At 74.7% G+C, this 20,260-nt stretch carries 10 protein-coding genes; all 10 read left to right on the top strand.

Features of this window, described 5'->3' with window-relative positions; all coding sequences use genetic code 11:
• Positions 1 to 50: 50 nt before the first annotated feature.
• The 10 genes from ACQ452_RS17045 (at position 51) to ACQ452_RS17000 (ending at position 20,236) form a co-directional block, all read left to right on the top strand.
• Positions 51 to 770, top strand: coding sequence for a SanA/YdcF family protein (locus ACQ452_RS17045; RefSeq protein ID WP_433385580.1), 720 nt, complete (start codon positions 51 to 53; stop codon positions 768 to 770).
• Positions 771 to 1,110: 340 nt separating this feature from the next.
• Entirely contained in the window at positions 1,111 to 1,968 is an 858-nt protein-coding gene (locus ACQ452_RS17040; RefSeq protein ID WP_433385577.1) for a DUF4132 domain-containing protein, read from the top strand.
• Positions 1,965 to 7,013: a hypothetical protein gene (locus ACQ452_RS17035; protein ID WP_433385574.1), complete on the top strand. Its 5,049-nt coding sequence runs from the start codon at positions 1,965 to 1,967 to the stop codon at positions 7,011 to 7,013. The genes ACQ452_RS17040 and ACQ452_RS17035 overlap by 4 nt, the downstream gene beginning before the upstream one ends.
• Before the next feature lie 36 nt (positions 7,014 to 7,049).
• A complete protein-coding gene (locus ACQ452_RS17030) occupies positions 7,050 to 8,231 on the top strand; it encodes an ATP-binding protein (protein ID WP_433385571.1) in 1,182 nt (393 codons plus the stop codon).
• Positions 8,231 to 11,878, top strand: coding sequence for a vWA domain-containing protein (locus ACQ452_RS17025; RefSeq protein ID WP_433385568.1), 3,648 nt, complete (start codon positions 8,231 to 8,233; stop codon positions 11,876 to 11,878). Before ACQ452_RS17030 ends, ACQ452_RS17025 begins: the two co-directional genes overlap by 1 nt.
• Positions 11,875 to 13,779, top strand: coding sequence for a hypothetical protein (locus ACQ452_RS17020; protein WP_433385565.1), 1,905 nt, complete (start codon positions 11,875 to 11,877; stop codon positions 13,777 to 13,779). The genes ACQ452_RS17025 and ACQ452_RS17020 overlap by 4 nt, the downstream gene beginning before the upstream one ends.
• A 1,121-nt stretch (positions 13,780 to 14,900) precedes the next feature.
• Entirely contained in the window at positions 14,901 to 16,448 is a 1,548-nt protein-coding gene (gene mmsA, locus ACQ452_RS17015) for a multiple monosaccharide ABC transporter ATP-binding protein (RefSeq protein ID WP_433385562.1), read from the top strand.
• On the top strand, positions 16,445 to 17,779 hold the full coding sequence (mmsB, locus tag ACQ452_RS17010) for a multiple monosaccharide ABC transporter permease (RefSeq protein WP_433385559.1): 1,335 nt from the start codon (positions 16,445 to 16,447) through the stop codon (positions 17,777 to 17,779). The genes mmsA and mmsB overlap by 4 nt, the downstream gene beginning before the upstream one ends.
• 5 nt (positions 17,780 to 17,784) lie before the next feature.
• Entirely contained in the window at positions 17,785 to 18,885 is a 1,101-nt protein-coding gene (locus tag ACQ452_RS17005) for a substrate-binding domain-containing protein (RefSeq protein WP_433385556.1), read from the top strand.
• 112 nt (positions 18,886 to 18,997) lie between these two features.
• Positions 18,998 to 20,236: an ROK family protein gene (locus ACQ452_RS17000; RefSeq protein WP_433385553.1), complete on the top strand. Its 1,239-nt coding sequence runs from the start codon at positions 18,998 to 19,000 to the stop codon at positions 20,234 to 20,236.
• Positions 20,237 to 20,260 lie beyond the last annotated feature (24 nt).

Below are 20,260 nucleotides of genomic sequence, written 5' to 3'. Positions count from 1 at the left end.
GGCCCCCGGGCGCAGGTCGAGATCGCGGGCCGCCCTGGAATACTCGCCCCATGCGCGGTCGACTCTCCAACCTGGTCCGAAGGCCGCGCCCGTCCGGCGGCAGGCGGGTGCGCTGGCTGCGCCGCATCGTCGGCGCGGCCGTCGTCGGCGCGGTGCTGCTGACCGGTGGCGTCGTGGTCAGCGTGCAGTGGATCCGTGGCGGCGCGCAGGGGCACGTCTTCGCCGAGCACGACGTTCCCGAGGCCCCCGTCGCACTGGTGCTGGGCACCAAGGTCCACCCCGACGGGACCCCCTCGCCGTTTCTCACCGCCCGTCTGGAGATCGCCCGCCGGCTGCTCGCCGCCGGCAAGGTGCGCGCGATCCTGCTCTCCGGCGACAACATGGACCCGGAGTACGACGAGCCGGGCGCGATGCGGCGCTGGCTGGTCGACAACGGCGTGCCGGCGCAGCGGGTGGTGCTGGACCACGCCGGCTTCGACACGTACGACTCGTGCGCCCGGGCGAAGCGGGTCTTCGGGGTGGACCGGGCGACCGTGGTGACCCAGTCCTTCCACCTGCCCCGGGCCGTGGCGGTGTGCCGGCGGCTCGGCGTGGACGCCAGCGGGGTCGGCGACGAGACGGCCCGCCGGTACGACAGGACGTGGCGGATCAGCTCCACCCGGGAGTACGGCGCCTGTGTGAAGGCCGCCGCGGACCTCCTGTCCGGTCGCGATCCGGCGCACCTCGGCCGCCGCGAGACCGGTGTGCGGGACGCGCTACTCGGCGCGTGAGGCCGGGCGGCAGCGGCTCCGATCGACGGCCGGCCGGCCGGTCCCGCACCCGCCGGCCGGTCCCGCACCCGCCGGCCGGTCCCGCACCCGCCGCAAGGGTGACCTGGGTCACTCGAAGCCGCCGCTGCGGGTCGGGTCCGACGCCTCGCGGCGCGTGCGGGCCGGCGCGGACCTGCGGCTCCGTCGGGTCTCGTCCCTTTCGTCCGGCCGCCTGGGTGCGGTGCCCCTGCGGAGCGGCCCCTGTCGTGTCGGTCACTACTGTTAGCGTGCCTCACGTTGGTCGATCGCGGCCGGTTTCTCACGAAATCTGGCTGATTCGCCGTTGCGGAGGGTGTTCCTGATGGGCTGGCTACCGGTGGGAGACTCCTACGAGATCTCCCTTGTGGACGGAAAGGTGGCGGCCCGGTCCGTCGGCCCGCGCGCCGGCGGCCGTCCACTCAAGACCCTGCCGAAGGCGCTGCGCGACGATCCCGAGGTGGACCGGCTGCGCCAGCTCGCCCAGTGGCTGGACCGGCACGCCGCCGAATGCCTGGCCCGGGTCGACGCCTGGGTGATGTCCTCGCTGCCGGTGCCGACCGGGCTGCTGGCCCGGATCTGGCCGGACCCGGCCTGGCGGGACGCGCTGCGCGACCTGGTGGTGCTCGGGGACGACCCGGCCGAGCCGGGCCTGCTGCGCGACGTCACCGACGCCGGCGACCTGCGCGTGGTCAACCTCGACGGGGAGACCGTCCGGCTCTCGCCGGCCACCGCCACGCTGCCCCACCCGGTACGCCTGCCCCACCTGGCCGACCTGCGCGAGTTCGCCGACGAGCTCGACGTCGCCCAGCGGGTCGAGCAACTGCACCGGGGCACCTGGGGCAAGCCCGCCGAGCTGAGGGACCGGGACACCACGGTCACCGACTTCCGTGGCACCACGGTCCCCAACCGGCTGGCCGCGCGGGCCGCCACCTTCGGCTTCCGGGTCTCCGGCTCTCAGGTCAGGTGCCGGGTGTGGGAGGGCGGCCACACGGTGGAGGCAGCCCTGTGGTTCAGCGAGGACTACTGGGACTCGGAGGCGACCCTCGGCGCGCTCTCCTGGTCGGTCGTGGAGGGGCCGACGCTGAGGTTGGCCGAGGTCGGGCCGGTGGCCTGGTCGGAAGGCATGCGAATGGCGACGGCCCTGTCCGGCGCCCTGACCGGCAAGGGGGAGAAGGCGTGACCGGGATGACGACGTCGGCGGGCGAGGAATCGGCCGAGAGCCTGCTGGCCGCCGGCGCGGTCCTGCCGACCGGCACGGCCGGGGCCGGGGACCGGGCGGTGCCCCTCACCGCCCGCACCTACCGGCACCCGGCCCTCGACGACCGGCCCGTGGTCCGCCTGGTCGATGCCGCACTGGGCGAGGGCGAGGACATCGCCGTCGGGTTCCTCGGCCTGGCGCCGGCTGCCGAGCCGGCCGTCGTCGGGCTGGGCCCGCGCCGCCCGCTGGCCTTCCCGGAGTGGGTGCTGGTGCACCATCCGGCCGACGGTCGGCACGCCCTGGTGGTGGTGCCGGAGCTGCAGAAGCTCGCCAAGCAGGTGCGGTCGCGGCCGAAGACCGCCCTGGACGGGCACCAGAGCGTCGCGGACCGGTTCGCCCGTACGCTGCCGCACTTCCTGCCGACGTTCTTCGAGCAGGCGGCGCGGGTGTTCCTGGCCGCCGGGCAGGACGCCTACGCGACGCAGCTGTTCAACAAGGCCCGCAAGGCGGAGGCGCAGCACGGCCTGCCGGTCGACCTGGAGCGGCTGGACGAGGTCTACGTGGAGTTCGCGGCGGCCAGGGTGGTCTCCGCGACCGCGCTGGCCGGCCACGCGAAGGAGTTGGCCGCCCAGCTGCCGGCCGACGAGGCGCTGGAGCGGTTCTGCCGGCTGGCGCTGCGGGCCGCGGCGGCCGGCGTGGTGCCGTCCACCCAGTCGGCCAACGCGGTGACCCGGCTGGTCAAGGCCGCCACCAAGGCCACCAAGGCCACCGGCGCCGCCGCCGTCGCCGACCGCGAGGCGGCCTACCTGACCGCGCTGCTCCGGCTGCCGGTGGCCGCCGAGGCGCCGGCCGGCTGGTGGAAGGCGCACCTGCCGGCGGTGACGGCGCTGGCCGGCCGCGACCCGGCGATCCGGGGCAGCCTGCTCGACCTGATGCCCACCGATCGGGACAACCTCGTCGCGTGGCTGGCCCTGCTGACCGACACCGGCGCGCTCGCCGGGCTGTCCGACCCGGACGTGCCGGAGCCGGCCCGCCCGCAGGACGGCTCCGTCGGCTGGCTGCGGCGCTTCCTGAGCCGGGCCAACTCGGGGCGCGGTCATGGGCGACTGCCGGAGCTGTACCCGCTCGTCGAGCGGATGGCCGACCGGCTGCGCGCGGAACTGACCGACAGCGGCGGGACCCTCACCGCCGACGGCGACCTGGACCTGCTCGACCTGCTGCTCGCCCTCGGCCTGCCGGTCGCCGCGCCGAAGGAGGACGACGTCCTGGATCTGGTGCACTGGGCCCGCGTCGAGGGGCAGCGGGATCTGCTCGCCGTCGCCGGCGACGACCGGTTCGCCAGGGCCCTGCGCCGGGGCCTCGACCAGCTCGACGACCAGCAGCAGGCCCAGCGCCGGCTGGTCGTGACGCCGGGCATCCGGCCACTGCTGAGCGACTGGCTGCGGGCCCGCATCCGGAACCGGTTCGCCGCCGGGCTGCCGTACCTGCCGGCGTCGGTGACCTGGCTGGGCAGGATCTCGGTCGAGGCGCTGCGCCTGGTGTCCGACAGCCTCGACGGGGCCGGGGACCCCGCTGGAGGTGGCGAGCTCAGGGCGGCTCTCGACACCGACCTCACCGAGCATGTCACCCGCAGCCTGCGCGGCGGGATCATCGAGGAGCTGGGCTGGCCGGACTGGGAGCAGGCCTGGCTGGAGGTGACCGGCGGTGACCGCCGGGTCGAGCTGACCAGGCAGGAGGCCTGGCCGTACCTGATCCTGGCCGGGCCGACGACGGTGCGTGTGCTCGGCGCCGAGGGCATCGTGCTCCGCCACGACCTGCGCATCCCGGCCCGCGACATGTGGGGCACGCCCGGCTACCACTACGTCGATGGCCAACTGCTGGTCTTCTGGCGTTCCCGGGAGTGCGACTACAACCTGCGCGGCTACTGGCACTCGTCGCCCGGCGAGCCGCAGCCCCTGCGCGGCCCTCACCACGGCGGCCAGGCGCGCGGCAACCGCATCACCCTGCCGCTGTCCGGCGGCGGACGGACCACCGGCGACGGCGTCCTGCACGCCGGCGACACCGCCGTCCCTGAGCAACTGCCGGTCATCACCGACGGGACCTCCCACTGGGTCTACCGTTCCGGCGAGGAGGGCGGCGGCCCCGCCTGGCGCGAGTACGACCCGCTGCGCAACACCCACGGCCGGTGCAGCCTGCCCCGGTTCCTGGCCGACCTCCCGGTCGGCGGCAGCCGCCTCCACGAGTCGGCGAGCTGGCTGCGGCCGGCCCTGTCCGACCGGGTCACCCCCGCCGCCGCGCCGGTGGACGGCCTGCTCGGCTGGCGGGTGGCGACCCTGCCGGACGGCTCGGTACGCGGCGAGGACCTGGCCGGCCGTGGCGTCACCGTGGGCCCGGGACAGGAGCCCATCGCGGCGGTGGTGCTGCCCGGCGACGACCGGCCGCGGGCCGTCCTCAGGGGGTTCGTCCTGGTCCACCCGGACGGTTCGGCGTCGGCCGCCGCCGAGGCGTCGGCCGATCGGGACCGGACCCCCACCGCGGTGCCGCTGCCGGGGCCGGAGTTCCTCGGCAACATGCTGCCCCGGGACCCGGCCGGCTCCACCGCCCTGCGCGGGACGGACCGGGCCACGGCCGCCGCGCTCTTCACGGCCGCCCTCGACGAGCGCCGCGCCGCCCTGGCCGAAGCGGCCGCCCAGGCGGCGTCGCGCTCCGGGCTGACGGCGGCCACGCAGGCCAGTACCGGCCTTCCCGCCACCGTCGCGGCAACCACGGGCGGCGCACGACCCGGCGTGGGGGCGTCCGCCACCGTCGACGAGGACGACAAGGACGCGCTGGTCGAGCTGATCCGCTCGACGTTGCCGGCGGTCAGCCACGACGCCGTGCTGACCGGGGTGGCCGGGGTGCTGCGGATGGCCGCCCGGGTGCGCACCGACCTGGACGCGGTGACCGAGCGGCTCACCAGGACGATGTCCGCCCCGAAGGCGGAGGCGCCGGCGGCCGTCGTGGCCGGGCCCACCGACGAGCAGCTCAAACTGGCGCTGAACGGGCTGCACCCGGCCTACGTGGCGAGCAGCTCGACCTACGTGTTCACCCAGCTGCACGCGCTCGCCGCCCAGCGCCGCGCCGCCACCGCGAGCGGACCCGCCGCCCGGCTGCACCTCGACGGGCCGTCGCTGCCGTCCGCCCTGGACTGGTGGCGCCTGCTCGGCTCCGTCTCCGCCGTCGCCTACCGGGCCGTCACGGCGGTCACCCCGGACGAACACCGGGAGACGCTGTGCGCCCTGCTCACCGAACTGGACCGGCTCGGCCTGAGCGCGCTGACCGAACCGGCGCGGTGGCGCCGGCTCACCCTGGACCTGCTCGACGGCGACCTGGTTAACCCCGACGGCACACGCCGGTACCCCCGGCCCGGGATCCTGCCGCTGCCCGACGGGGCGTTCATCGCCGTGTTCAACTCCATCAGCACGCCTACCGGCTACTCCTTCGAGGCGCTGCACCACGACCCGGCCGGCGTGTTCGCCGTGCCCGAGCCGTACACGGTTCGGTCCTCGGCGCCGGTCGGCGACGAACGGCCCGCCGGCTGGCTGGCCGCCTTCCTCACCGAGCGGGCCGAGCGCGGCCCGCTGCCCTGGCGGCCGGAGGCGGCCGACCAGTTCGCCGAGCTGACCGGCCTCACCCCCACCGCCGCGAAGCTGGTGCTGGCCGGCCTGCTGTCCGGCGACTCGATGAAGGCCGGGCCGGCCGAGGTGCGCAAGGCGCTCGGCATCAGGAAGGTCAGCGAGGTCAAACTGGCCTACGAGATGCTGTACGAGGCCAGCCCGGCGGTCCGGTTGGCAGCGGTCTCGGCGCTGCTGCCCGACGACCCGGCCCGGCTGTGGACCGATGGCCCGGACGTGGCCGCCGCCGCGGCGGTCTGGACCGCGGCCGTGGGACGCCGGGTGGCGGTGCCCGAGGAGCTGCTCGCCGAGGCGGTGCGCGCGGTCCGCACCGGCTGGGGGCCCACGAAGGCCCTGCCGGCGCTGCTCGACCCCGCCCGTTCGGCCGAGCTGACCACCGATCTGGCCTTCGAGGTCAAGGGCGACCGGGCCCGGCAGACCGACGGCCGGGCAACGGGTTTCACCGGTGTGGTGCTGCTCTCCACGGTCGCCCTGGCGGCCTGGGTCGCCCACCACACGCCGGCCGGCGACCCGTGCCGGGCGGCGCTGCCGGCCGCGCTGGCCGTGATCCGCGACCGGCTGACCAACCCCAACCTGCTGCTCGACCTCCACCACTACGTCTCCCTGGCCGCGTTCCGCCAGGTGGCGGGCACCGCCTCGGAGACCGGGCCGGGCTGGGAACGCTACGGCGCCATCGTCCTGGCCACCCAGTACAGCCAACCGTGGCCCGCGTTGCGCCCGGACCTGCTCGACGCCGACGGCACGGACCCGTACCTGCCGGCGTTGCGGTCGGACGCGGCCAAGCCGTACCCGATGGAGGTGGCGCTGCGCCTGGTCCGCGACGCGCGGTTCGCGGCGCTGCTCGGCGATCCGGGCGATCCGGCCGGCGGGGCTCGGTCCCCGGACGGGACCTGGTGGCCGCAGGACCCGACCCGGTCGGTGCCGGACCTGGTCGCGCAGGTGGCCGGGGAACACGGCCTGGGCGCCGACGCGGCGGCGGTGTACCTGATGCTGCTGGCCATGCCGGACCCGACCGACCGCGACACGGCGACGTGGACCGGCTGGAAGCCGGCCCGGCTGAAGGCGGCCCGCGCCGAACTGGCCGGCACCGAACTGGTCGTCGAGGCCAGCCGGTCCCGGGCCGGCCGGTCACTGTTCCTGCCCGGGCCGTGGCTGGAACGCGGCAGCGGGCAGGCGCCGATCGAGGGTTGGAAGACCGCCCTGTTCGACCTCGCACCCGACGGTACGGCCGGACTCGGTGTGACCGTGCCGTTCGCACCGGCCGCCGAGCTCTACCGGCGCGCCTGGCGACGCGTACGCGACGGCGACCGGCCCCGATTCGACAACCTGCCCACCCGCGGCACCCGCCGCTGACCCCCCCCCGAACCAGAGAGAGATCGAGGAACACCAGTGACCGTGACGGAACACGTCGGCCCCACCGTGGCGCCGGAGACCGCCGCCCAGGTCCTCTCCGCCGAACAGCGGTACGCCGACGAACTGGCCTTCCTGGCCGCGTACGACGACGGGGCCCGGCCGCCGGGCTGGGCGTTGACCCCGCGCGCCGTGGTCACCTTCATCCGGGGCAGCGACGGCGAGGCGTTGAAGCTGCCCGCCGACCGGCGCACCGGGGCCGGACTACCGGCCAGCATGACCATCCCGGCGAAGTTCGTCGGCGAACGGAGCCTGGTCGAGCGGTGCGTGGTCACCCTGGCCGGTGAGCGGGGGCTGCTGCTGGTCGGCGAGCCCGGCACCGCCAAGTCCATGCTGTCCGAGTTGCTGGCCGCCGCGGTCAGCGGCACCAGCGCGCTGACCGTGCAGGGCACCGCCGGCACCACCGAGGAGGCCCTGCGGTACGGCTGGAACTACGCGCTGCTGCTCGCCCAGGGGCCGACCCCGCAGGCCCTGGTCGACTCGCCGGTGCTGACCGCGATGCGCACCGGCCGGGTGGTCCGGGTCGAGGAGGTCACCCGCTGCCTGCCCGAGGTGCAGGACGCGCTGGTGTCCATCCTGTCCGACCGGCGGATGAACGTGCCGGAGCTGAGCGGCACGGAGGGCGACCTGATCCGCGCGGCGCCCGGGTTCACCGTGATCGCCACCGCCAACCTGCGGGACCGGGGCGTGTCGGAGATGTCCTCGGCCCTCAAGCGCCGGTTCAACTTCGAGACCGTCCACCCGATCGCGGACGCGCAGACCGAGACCGACCTGGTCCGCCGGCAGGCCACCGCCGCCGTGCAGCGCGCCGGTGCGGCGTACACGGTGGACGACGCGGTGCTCGACGCCCTGGTCACGGTGTTCCGTGACCTGCGTTCCGGCCGCTCGGGCGAGGGCTGGGACGTGGAACGGCCCGGCACGGTCATGTCCACCGCCGAGGCCGTGCAGGTGGCGGCGTCGCTCGGCCTGTCCGCCGCGTACCTGCCCGGTGGGGACGCGCTCGACCTGGTGCCCGGGCACCTGCTCGGCGTGGTCCGCAAGGACGACAAGGACGACCACGCCCGGCTGCTCGGCTACTGGGACGGCCCGGTGCGCCGCCGGGCCGAGGACGGCTCGGCGATGTGGCGCCGGCTCTGGGACCTGCGGGAGAGCCTGCGTTGATGACCTCCGCCAACACGTCGACCGAGGCGGTCCCGTCGGCCGTCGGCCCGTCGACTGTCGACCCGCGGGCCGTCGTCGACGCGCTCGCCGGTTGCCTCCGGCCGTACCTGATCGGGGTGCGGCACCACAGCCCGGCCCTGGCGGCGGCGGTACCGGCCCTGCTGGACGCCGCCGGGGCCGAGGTGGTCTGCGTCGAGCTGCCGGCCGATTTCCAGCGCTGGCTGCCGTACCTGTCGGACCCGGCCGCCCGGGCCCCGCTGGCCCTGGTCGGCAGTCACGGCGCCGACGGGCCGATGGGCTTCTACCCGTTCGCGGACTTCTCGCCCGAGCTGGCCGCCATCCGCTGGGCCCGGCAGCGCGGCGTCGAGGTGCTCTGCTGCGACCTGCCGCTGGCCGACCCCGGCTGGACCGCCGACCCGGTCGCCGGTGGCAAGCCCGAACCGGTCGCCGGTGACGAGCCCCGCCTGGACGCCGCCGGGCGGGGCCGGTCGGGCTACGCCGCCGCGCTTGGCGCCAGCGGCACCGGCCGCGACGGCGACGACCTGTGGGACCGGGTCGTCGAGGTACGTGCCCCGGGCTGCCCGCCCGAGGCGATCCGCCGGGCCGCCCTCGGCGTCGGCTGGGCGATGCGCGCCGACAGCGCTGGCGACGGCGTACCGGCCCGGGACCTGGCCCGCGAGCGGCACATGCGCCGGGTGCTGGCCGAGGCCGGCGCGGACGGTCGGCGGGTCGCCGCCGTCATCGGCGCCTTCCATGCCCCGGCCCTGCTCGACGCCCCGCCGACCGCCGACGTCGCCGCCGCGCCCGCGCGGCCCGGGACCGCTGCGGTCCGCTCCGCCACGACCCGGCCCGGAGCGCCCACCACCGGCGACGGGGGCGGTACGGCGGTCACCTCCCTGGTGCCGTACGCGTTCGACCTGCTCGACTCCCGGTCCGGCTACCCGGCCGGCATCCGCGACCCGCGCTGGCAGCAGTGCGTCTTCACCGCCGCCGGCGACCCGGAACAGATCAGGGCCGCCGCCGCCCGGGCCGTCACCGACCTGTGCCGGGAACTCCGGGCGGCCGGTCACACCGCCGGCACCGGCGAGGCCGCCGAGACGGTACGCCTGGCCGGCGACCTGGCCCGGCTGCGCAACCTGCCCGCCCCCGGCCGGGGCGAGGTGCTGGAGGCGGTGACCAGCGTGCTCGGCCAGGGCGAACTGCTCGGTCGCGGTCGGGCGCTGGCCAGGGCGCTGGAGACCGTGCTGGTCGGCGCCGAGCGGGGCCGGACCGCCCCCGGCACGCCCCGCTCCGGGCTCGGCCCGGCGGTCGAGGCGGAACTCGCCGCGCTGCGGCTGCCCGGCCCGGACAGCCCGAAGGCCCGCGAGGTCCGGCTGGACCCGCTGCGCACCGACCTGGACGGGCGGCGGGAGACCCTGCTGCAACGCCTGCAGGTCTGCGGCGTCGGCTACGGTGAGCCGATCGCGGTCGCCGGCACCGGCGACGGCGCCGCCCTGACCACCCGCTGGCAACTGGCCTGGACGCCGTCCGTGGCGGCCCGGCTGGACCTGGTCGGCGTGCGCGGCGTGACCGGGGCGCTGGCGGCGGCCGGCACCCTGCGGGAGCGGTTCCGGCGGGAGGCCGCCGACGGTGGGCCCACGGCCGCGCAGTTGCTCGCCGGGCTGCGCGACGCCGCCCGTTGCGACCTGCCCGAGCTGGTCACCGACCGGCTCGAGTCGGCCGCCGCGGTGCTGCCGGGCACCGGCACGCTGCCCGAACTGCTGGCCGCACTGGACCTGCTGGAGGCGCTGCGCCGGCAACACCTGCCCGGCACCACCCCCGACGGCCGGGTCCGGGCGGCCGAACTGGCCGTCGTGCTGCTCGACGCGGCGGTACGCGGGCTGCCCGGCCTGGCCGGCAGCGACGCCGCAGCCGACGCCGCCGCGCTGGTCGACCTCGCGGTGCGCGCCGGCGAGGATCGGATCGGCCTGCGCCTGGACGAGGCCCTCGGCCACCTGGCCCGGGCCGGCTCGCCGCTGATCCAGGGCGCCGCCCTGGCCGCCCAGGTGCTGCTCGACCTGACCGGGGTGGACGGTCTGGGCACCCGGGTGGCCGGGTGGATCGACGCGGCGACCGGGCCGGGCACCCGGCGGCACCTGCACCGGCTGCTCGGTGGCCTGCTCACCGCGGCGCACCCGCTGCTGCAGTCCGCCCCGGCCGCGCTGGACCCGCTGCTGGAGCGGATCGAGGGGCTCGCCGACACCGACTTCCTGGACCGGCTGCCGGCGTTGCGCGGCGGCTTCGACGTGCTCACCCCGGCGGCCCGGGACCGGCTGCTGCACACCGTCGCCGACCGGCTGGGCGACCGGGTCGATCTGGCCCTGTCCGCCCCGCCCGAGCTGCTGGCCCGCTGGACCGCCGCCGACCTGGCCGGCCGGGCGGCCCTGGTCGCCCGCAACATACCGCTCCCGGGCCCGCCGACCGGCGCCGCCCACGTCGAGGTGGGGTCGGGCCCGCCGACCGGCGCCGCCGACGCCGGATCCGGGCCGGCGACCGGGCTCACCCCCACGGACCGGTGGCGGCTGCTGCTCGGCCGTCAACCCGACCGGCTGCCGGCCGACGCCCGCCGCTACGCCCGTGCCCTCGACGAGCTGTACGGGGCGGGCCGGGGCGAGGGCGCCACCGACTTCGGCCAGGCGGCCGGCGGGGGGCAGGAAGCCTCCTTCCCGACCGCGCGCGAGTGGGCTGACGAACTCGAGGCGCTGTTCGGCACGGCGGTACGCGAGGAGGTCATCGCCCGGGCCGCCGAGAGCGGCCGTGCCGACGTGCTCGCCGAGCTGGACCCGGCCGCGGTGCGCCCCTCGATGGAGTTGCTGACCTCGGTGCTGTCACTGGCCGGTGGCCTGCCCGAGGAGCAGCTCCTCAGGCTGCGGCCACTGGTCCGTCGCCTGGTCGAGGAGCTGACCAGGCAGTTGGCCACGCAGGTGCGTCCGGCGCTCACCGGGCTGAGCAACCCGCGTCCGTCCCGCCGTCCCGGCGGTCGGATCAACCTCGCCCGTACGCTGCGGGCCAACCTGCGGCACACCCAGCGCCTCGACGACGGCCGGACGGTGGTGGTGCCGCAACGCCCGGTCTTCCACACCCGCACCCGTCGGGAGGCCGACTGGCGGCTGGTGCTGGTGGTCGACGTGTCCGGCTCGATGGAGGCGTCGGTGGCGTGGTCGGCGTTGACGGCCGCCGTACTGGCCGGGGTGCCCACCCTGTCCACCCACTTCCTGGCCTTCTCCACCCAGGTGGTCGACCTGACCGACCGGGTCGACGACCCGCTGTCGTTGCTGCTGGAGGTACGCGTCGGCGGCGGTACGCACATCGCCGCCGGGCTGGCCCACGCCCGCTCACTGGTGACCGTGCCGAGCCGCACCATCGTGGCGGTGGTCAGCGACTTCGAGGAGGGCTACCCGCTGGCCGGGCTGCTCGGCGAGGTCCGCACGCTGGCCGGTTCCGGGGTGCACCTGCTGGGTTGCGCCGCGTTGAACGACAGGGGAGTGCCCTGCTATTCGGTGCCGGTGGCCCAGCAGCTCGTCGCGGCGGGGATGCCGGTCGCCGCTCTCAGTCCGCTCGAACTCGCCCGCTGGGTGGGCGACCGCATCCGCGGAGGATCACGTTGACGGACAGCACACCCGCCGCCACGCACACCGACCGGCTGCCGCCGGTGCTGGCGGGAGTCGCCGCCGCGGCGGTGGCGGCCCTGCCACCCCGACTGCACCGGCGGCTGGACGCCACCGTCGAACGGGTGGCCGGCGTGCCGGTCGGCCGGGTCGACGGCGGGGCGTCGGTGGACTGCGGTGCCGAGGCTCTCGTCACCCTGGCGCCCGGCCCGACCGGCGCGGTCACCGACGGGGACCAGGCACGTTGTAGCTGCCTGTTGGCGCCCCGCTGCCTGCACCGGACCGCGGTCCTGCTCGCCTGCCCGGTCGCCGACCCGGCCATCCACGGCGCTCCGGCGGCGTCCACCGCCGCGTCGCCCACCCCGGGGGCTTCCGGGGGGCGGGGCCGTCGGAGCGGGAAGTCCGCGGCGACCGCCGGCGGCACGGCACCGACCAAGGCGCAACTGGCCGCGGCCGGCGCGCTGTGGCGGGCCGCCGCCGCGGTGCTCGCGGCCGGCGTGCCGGCCGCCGGCGCGGTCCTCCAGGCCGAGTTGCTGCGCGCGGCGCACAGCGCCCGGCTCGCCGGTCTGCCGAGGGCCGAGAGCGCCGCGCTGCGCGCGGTGCGTGGCCTGCGCGCGGACCGGGCACGACAGGCCGGCCACCGCCTGGCCGAGCTGGTCGAGGTGCTGCACGAACTGCTGTACGTGGCCGGTCGGCTCTCCGCCGCCGACTCCGACCCCGCGCTGGTGGGCGTCCTCCGGCGGCCCTACCAGCCGGACGGCGCGCTGGAGGTCCACGGCATCTGCCGGGAACCGGTGATCAGCGCGACCGGGTACGCCGGGGTGGTCACCCACCTGGTCGCCGCCGACGGGCGCCGGCTCTCCTTCGGCGACGTGAAGCCGGGCGGCCCGGAGCGGGCCCGGGACTGTGCCCGGGCGGTCACCGAGATGGGCGCGGTCGCGGTCAGTCACGCGGTGCTGGCCCGTGGCGGCCTGCGGATCAGCGGCACCACCGTCTCCCCGGACGGGCGGCTGGGTGCCGGCAAGGGGGTCCGGGCCACCCCGATCACCGGGTCGGGCTGGGCCGGCGGAACGTTGGCGGAATTGTTCGCGCGGCCGCTCGCCGAGGTGGTGACCGCCCAACTGGCCGCCGACGACCCGCAGGAACCGGGCCGGGCCGGGGCCGCGCTGGTCGGCGGTGACCTGATGGTCGTGGGTGCCGTCGGCGACCAGGTGCTGGCCCGTGAGCTGGCGCCCGCCGCCGACGCCGCGGCGGAGCGGGTGCCGGTGCCGGACGGTCCGGTGATCCGGCTGGCGCCGGCCGACTCCCACCCGATGCTGTCCCACGTGGCCAACCTGCGGCGGCTGGCCTCCTGGCCGGGCCTGCGGATCCGGGTGGTCGGCCGGCTGGACCCGGACCGGGCGGGCACGCTGCGCCCGCTCGCGGTCGGTCCGGTGCCCGGTGCCGCCGCGACGCTCCGGCTGCCGGCTGACTGGCACGGCCGGGCGGATCTCGGCTACGACGAGATCCAGGGCGGTCACCTGCCGCCGCGCGATCCGGGCGCGATGGTCGAGCCGATGCTCGCCGTCGGCGCCGACGCGGTGGCGGGCTCCCCGCTGTGGCGGGTCCGTCGGCTGGTGGAGCTGGCCGTCTCCGGCGGTCGTCGCGCCGTCGCCGAGGCGGCCCGCGGCGACGGCGCGGGGCTGGCCGGTCCGTTGCGTCGCGCCGGCTTCGCCACCGCCGCCGCGGTGGCCACCGCGCTCGCCGACGAGTCCGACCGGCGTGGCCGGGACGCGTTCGGCCGGCTGGCCGATCCCGACCCGGACCGGTACGCCTGGGCCTGGCTCGCCGTGACCGCCCACCTCGCCGCCGCCGAGCGGGAATTGGTCCGGTCGTCCTGGACCACCCCGTCCGTCGGCTGAGCCGCCGGCGGTCGCGCTGCGGGGCCGGCGGGCGACCGTGGCCGTCGCGCGGACCGCCCGCGTCGGCGCCCGTCCCGGGAATTCGGGTGGGCGCCGACGCGCGGGCCAGAGAACAGGGATGGGCGTGGCGCGATTTCGGCGCGTGGCGAGAGCGCGTGCCCGTTCGGGTATTCGAAGCCCGAATTCCCGAACGCTTTTCGACGCGCCATCGCGGAAAGATAAATCCGAAGTGGGATCGACAGCGGTGCTGGTTTGCGCTGATGTCCACAAAGGGACCGCGTCGCCGTGCGCGAGTCGGCTTCGCGCCGGCGGCTGCGCCGCGCCGATGGGCCCTCCGGCGTCGCCGCCCGGGTCTGTTCCACCCGATTGCACTGGTCGACGTGGTTGCCCGGTGATCTTGCGGCGGCGGGGCCGTTGTCGGGCACGGTCGCTGTGAGCGCGCCGCAATCGACGGTGGGGCGGCGTCGAAGGCCAGCGCGAGTTGCCTGCGGCCCCGGGGCCGGGGAGTTTCGCGGCGACGCCGTCCGGAAATCGAGGCAGCGCACGGAAGTCAATGGGCAAGCGGGCCTGATCGCGCCGCCCCGCCCCCTGTCATCGCCTGAATCGCCGGCGGCAGCCCCTATTCGACCCCTGTCTCCTGGTCGTGCGGCCTCCGGCGAGAAAGAGTGCGCGCGCGAGGGCGGCGACCGGCAGAGCCGGGCCGGTCGCACCTCGCACCTCGGCCGGCGCGCTCGTTCCTGTGGTATCCGAGGCCCACCGGCGACTCTCGCCTGAACCCTCGGCCCCGGGGGCGGTGTCGGTTCCGGACGGTCGCGCGGTCCGTCGCCCTGTCGGGCCCGGCCGGGTAGGTGGTCCGCCCGCGGGCGCGACACCGTGCCGGCGCCCGGTCCGACGTGCCGGGGTGCAGGTGGGGGAGCGTCGCGCGGCACCGGCCGCCGGCCCGACCCGTCCGGCCACCGGTGGGGCGTACGCGAACATTGCCGGATTGTTACGCCTTGACCGGCCGGAGCACTTGCGGATCATCTTCATATCGAAATAGGTTGCCGCCAACAACAAAAGCAGGTGAAGGTCCACGCTCCTCTTCCGGAGGCATTGATGACGTTGGCGAGGTGGTACGCATCATGAGCGACGTGCCGGTCCTCCTGGAGATGCACGCCATCACGAAGGAGTTTCCCGGCGTCAAGGCGCTTTCCGACGTCAACCTGGTGGTGCGCGCCGGCGAGATCCACGCCATCTGTGGCGAGAACGGTGCCGGCAAGTCCACGCTGATGAAGGTCCTCAGTGGGGTCTATCCGTACGGCACCTACGACGGCGAGATCATCTACCAGGGCGCGGAGACCCGCTTCTCCGACATCCGCGCGAGCGAGCAGGCCGGGATCGTGATCATCCACCAGGAGCTCGCGCTCATCCCGGGCATGTCGATCGCGGAGAACATCTTCCTCGGCAACGAGCCGCGCAAGCGGGGTGCGATCGACTGGAAGGCAGCGAACCGCAAGGCGCTGGACCTGATGGCCCGGGTCGGCCTCCGGGAGAACCCGGACACCCTGATCAAGGACATCGGGGTCGGCAAGCAGCAGCTCGTGGAGATCGCCAAGGCCTTCGCCAAGGACGTGAAGCTGCTCATCCTCGACGAGCCGACCGCGGCGCTGAACGAGGCCGACTCCCGGCACCTGCTGGACCTGCTGCGCGGCTTCCGGTCCCGGGGCATCACCTCGATCATGATCTCGCACAAGCTGAACGAGATCGCGGCGATCGCCGACCAGATCACCATCCTGCGCGACGGGCGCACGGTCGAGACCCTGGACGTGCAGTCGGACGGGGTCGACGAGGACCGCATCGTGCGGGGCATGGTCGGCCGCGAGTTGAGCAGCCGGTTCCCGGACCACACCCCGAAGATCGGCGAGGTCTTCTTCGAGGTGCGCGACTGGAACGTCCGGCACCCGATCTCCGCCGAGCGGCAGGTCTGCAAGAACGAGAGCTTCGTGGTGCGCCGCGGCGAGATCGTCGGCTTCGCCGGCCTGATGGGCGCGGGCCGCACGGAGCTGGCGATGAGCGTGTTCGGCCGCTCCTACGGGGTGTACGAGTCGGGCACGATCGTCAAGGACGGCAAGGAGATCGTGCTCAGGTCGGTGGCGGACGCGATCCGGCACGGGCTCGCGTACGTCAGTGAGGACCGCAAGGCGATCGGCCTCAACCTGCTCGACGACATCAAGGCGTCCACCGTGGCCGCCAAGCTGTCCAAGATCTCCCGTCGGGGCGTCCTCGACCAGGTCGCGGAGCACCGGGCCGCCGAGGCGTACCGCAAGGAGCTGCGGACCAAGGCCCCGACGGTCGACGAGAGCGTCTCCAAGCTCTCCGGCGGCAACCAGCAGAAGGTCGTCCTGGCGAAGTGGATGTTCACCGACCCCGACCTGCTGATCCTCGACGAGCCGACGCGCGGCATCGACGTGGGTGCCAAGTACGAGATCTACGGCATCATCCAGCGCCTCGCCGACCAGGGAAAGGGTGTCGTCGTCATCTCCTCGGAGCTGCCTGAGCTGATCGGGCTCTGCGACCGCATCTACACCGTGTTCGAAGGTGCCATCACGGGCGAGATCCCGCGCGCGGACGCGGACCCGGAAACCCTCATGAAGCAGATGACCTCGACGAAGAAGATGTTGACGCGATGAGTCGATTGAAGGACCTCCAGAAGAACCTGTTCGGGGGCACCACCTCCAACGCCCGCCAGTTCGGAATGATCTTCACGCTGGTGGCGATCGTCGTGCTGTTCCAGATCCTCACGGACGGCCTGACCCTGCGATCGGACAACCTGATCGCGCTGTTCCAGCAGAACTCGTACATCCTCATCCTGGCCATCGGCATGCTGATGGTGATCGTCGCCGGGCACATCGACCTGTCGGTCGGCTCGGTCGCGGCGTTCGCCGGCATCCTGGTGGCCAAGGCGATGGCCGACTGGTCGTTGCCCTGGCCCGTCGCCATCCTCTTCGGCCTCGCGATCGGCGCGGCCATCGGCGCCTGGCAGGGCTTCTGGGTGGCCTACGTCGGGGTGCCCGCGTTCATCGTCACCCTGGCGGGCATGCTGCTCTTCCGCGGCGGCAACCAGTTCATCGGCAACGCCGACACCATCCCGGTGCCCGAGGGGTTCCGGGTGATCGGCTCGGGGTTCCTGCCCGAGGTGGGCCCGAGCACCAGCTACAACAACCTGACGCTGCTGCTCGGCCTCGCGGCGTGCGCGGCGGTGGTGTGGCGTGAGCTGCAGGCGCGCCGGACGCGCCGGGAGATGGACGCCGCCCCGGCGCCGATGTGGATCTCGGTGCTGCGGATGGCCGTCATGGTCGGCGTGATCGTCTTCGCCTCGCTGCGCTTCGCCAGCGGCCGTGTCGGCACCAGTTTCCCGGTGTCGGGCGTCATCCTGGTCGCGCTGGTCCTGGCATACTCCTTCTACACCCGCAACACGGCCGGCGGCCGGCACATCTACGCGGTGGGCGGCAACTCGCGGGCCGCCGAGCTGTCCGGCGTGAAGCTCAAGCGGGTCAACTTCCTCGTCATGATGAACATGTCCGTGCTGGCCGCGCTGGCCGGCATGATCTTCGTGGCCCGCTCGGCGGCCTCCGGACCGCAGGACGGCAACGGCTGGGAGTTGGACGCGATCGCCGCCGTCTTCATCGGCGGCGCGGCCGTCTCCGGCGGCATCGGCACCATCAGCGGCTCGATCGTCGGTGGTCTCGTCATGGCCGTGCTCAACAACGGCCTGCAACTGCTGGGCGTCGGCACCGACCGCGTCCAGATCATCAAGGGCCTGGTCCTGCTGCTGGCCGTCGCGCTCGACGTCTACAACAAGAGCCAGGGGCGCTTCTCGGTCATCGGCAGCCTCACCCGTGCCGTCCGCCGGGACTCCGGTGCACCGCCCGGGGCGGGCGGCGGGCCCGCGACGACCTCGGTGCCCGGCCCACGGGGCGCCGACCTCACCTCCGTGTCATCTCACCAGAAGGGCAAGTAGCTCCCATGCGTAGTTTCCTCGGCAAGTCGATGGCCATCGGTGCCGTCGCGATGCTGGCTCTGACCGCGTGCGGCTCCGGCCGCGAGGAGGAGTCCGGCGGCTCCAGCGGCGACACCAAGGGTTTCGCGGCGAACTCCCTGATCGGCGTGGCGCTGCCGGCCAAGACCTCGGAGAACTGGGTCCTCGCCGGTGACCTCTTCACCAACGGCCTCAAGGAGGCCGGCTTCACCAGCGACGTGCAGTACGCCGGCGCGTCCACCACGGTCGCCGACCAGCAGGCGCAGATCACCGCGATGACCACCAAGGGTGCCAAGGTCATCATCATCGGCGCGACGGACGCCGCGCAGCTGTCGACCCAGGTCGCCGCGGCGCACGCGGCCGGCGCGAAGGTCATCGCGTACGACCGGCTGATCACCAACACGCCGGACCTCGACTACTACGTCGCGTTCGACAACTTCAAGGTCGGCCAGCTCCAGGGCCAGGCCCTGCTGGACGGCATGAAGGCCAAGAAGCCGACCGGCCCGTACAACATCGAGCTCTTCTCCGGCTCGCCGGACGACAACAACGCCGGCGTCTTCTTCAACGGCGCGATGGACGTGCTCAAGCCGGAGATCGACAAGGGCAACGTCGTCGTCGCCTCGAAGCAGACCGAGGTCAAGCAGACCGCCATCCAGGGTTGGAAGGCCGAGGGGGCGCAGGCCCGCATGGACCAGCTGCTGACCTCGACCTACGGCAGCAAGGAGCTGGACGGCGTCCTCTCCCCGAACGACACGCTGGCCCGCGCGATCATCACCTCGATCAAGGGCGCCGGCAAGCCGATCCCGGTCGTCACCGGCCAGGACTCCGAGGTCGAGTCGGTCAAGTCCATCATGGCCGGCGAGCAGTACATGACGATCAACAAGGACACCCGGAACCTGGTCAAGGAGACCATCAACATGGTCAAGGCGCTCCAGACCGGCGCCACCCCGCAGGTGAACGACAAGGAGTCCTACAACAACGGCAGCAAGGTCGTCGAGACGTACCTGCTCCCGCCGGTCGCCGTCACCAAGGCCAACGCCGCCGAAGCGTACGCGAACGACCCGAAGCTGTCGCCGCTCACCAAGTAGGTGCCGGTGCGGTAGTCGTTGACGACGGTGGGGTCTCGGAGAGCGCTTCCGGGACCCTTCGTCGTCGGGACGCCCCGTACGACGCGCGACCGACCCGGGAGGAGACCAGGCCGTGGCGACACCCGTGCGGTCCGCGACCTCCCGGGCCGGGCGCGACCCTGATCTCCCCCTGCCCCAGGCGCCCGGCGCCAGCCGCGAGGAGACCCGCCGGCAGAATCTCGGTGCCGTGCTGCGTTACGTGCACGTGCACGGCCCGACGTCCCGGGCCGAGCTGACCAGCCGGCTGGGCCTCAACCGCAGCACCATCGGCGCCCTCGCGGCCGACCTCGCCGCGGCCGGTCTCGTCACCGAAGAGGCACCCACCGGCACCCGTCGCGCCGGCCGGCCGTCACTCGTGGTGAGCCCCCGCTCCGGCGGGGTCTACGCGCACGCGCTGAGCATCGAGGCGTACCGGCTGCGGGCCGCCCGCATCGGCCTCGGTGGCCGCATCCTCGACCTGCGCGAGGCCTGCCGCCCCTGCGGCATGTCCGCGACCGACGCCGTCGCCCCGCTGGGTGGCCTCGTGCGCGACATGCGCCGCGCGGCCCGCGCGGACGCGCTGTTCGTCGGCGGCGCGGTCGCCGTCGCCGACACCACCCGCGAGCCCGATGGGAAGATCCGTGTCGGCGGCGCCGACCCGGTGTTCCGCGCGGCGCTCGCCACCGAGTTCGCCGGCGGCCCCGGCTTCGTCGCCGGCGACCTGGCCGACATCGCCGCCCTCGCCGAACACGTCCGGGGCGTCGCGGCCGGCGTCAACGACCTGATCTACCTGCACGGCGACCTGGGTGTCAGCGCCGGCATCATCATCGGTGGCCGGCTGTTCGCGGGCCACCGGGGGCACAGCGGCAAGGTCGGCCACATGGTGGTCAGGCCGGACGGGCTGCCCTGTGGGTGCGGCTCGCGCGGCTGCTGGGAGACCGAGATCGGCGAGGCCGCCCTGCTGCGGCACGCCGGCCGGGAGCCGGGGGAGCCTGGCGCGGTCGAGGAGGTCCTGCGCGCGGCGGCGCGCGGCGACCGGCGGGCCGTGGCGGCGGTGGAGCAGGTCGCCGGCTGGCTCGGCTTCGGCGTGGCGAACCTCGTCAACGTCATCGACCCGGCCACCGTCGTGTTCGGCGGTGCGCTGCGCGAGGTGTACGCCGCTGGCGCGGACATCGTCCACCGTCGCCTGCACGAACTGGCGCTGCCCACCTCCCGCGAACACGTGCGGCTGCGGGCGGCGGCGCTCGGCCGCGACGCCGCCCTGATCGGCGCCGCCGAACTCGCCTTCGACCGGTTGCTCGCCGACCCGCTCAACGCCGGGGCCGCCGGTTAGCCGGGTCGTGTCGGCGACTGCGCC

This window comes from Micromonospora sp. KLBMP9576, assembly GCF_050941805.1.
In the GTDB taxonomy this organism is placed as follows: Bacteria; Actinomycetota; Actinomycetes; order Mycobacteriales; family Micromonosporaceae; genus Micromonospora.
The sequence above is the reverse complement of the archived record's forward strand: the minus strand, read 5'-3'. Positions and strand labels throughout refer to the sequence as shown.

Coding starts and splice junctions, on each gene's coding strand:
- ACQ452_RS17045 (WP_433385580.1), top strand. CDS start 51: ATGCGCGGTCGACTCTCCAACCTGGTCCGAAGGCCGCGCCCGTCCGGC.
- ACQ452_RS17040 (WP_433385577.1), top strand. CDS start 1,111: ATGGGCTGGCTACCGGTGGGAGACTCCTACGAGATCTCCCTTGTGGAC.
- ACQ452_RS17025 (WP_433385568.1), top strand. CDS start 8,231: ATGACCTCCGCCAACACGTCGACCGAGGCGGTCCCGTCGGCCGTCGGC.
- mmsA (WP_433385562.1), top strand. CDS start 14,901: ATGAGCGACGTGCCGGTCCTCCTGGAGATGCACGCCATCACGAAGGAG.
- mmsB (WP_433385559.1), top strand. CDS start 16,445: ATGAGTCGATTGAAGGACCTCCAGAAGAACCTGTTCGGGGGCACCACC.
- ACQ452_RS17005 (WP_433385556.1), top strand. CDS start 17,785: ATGCGTAGTTTCCTCGGCAAGTCGATGGCCATCGGTGCCGTCGCGATG.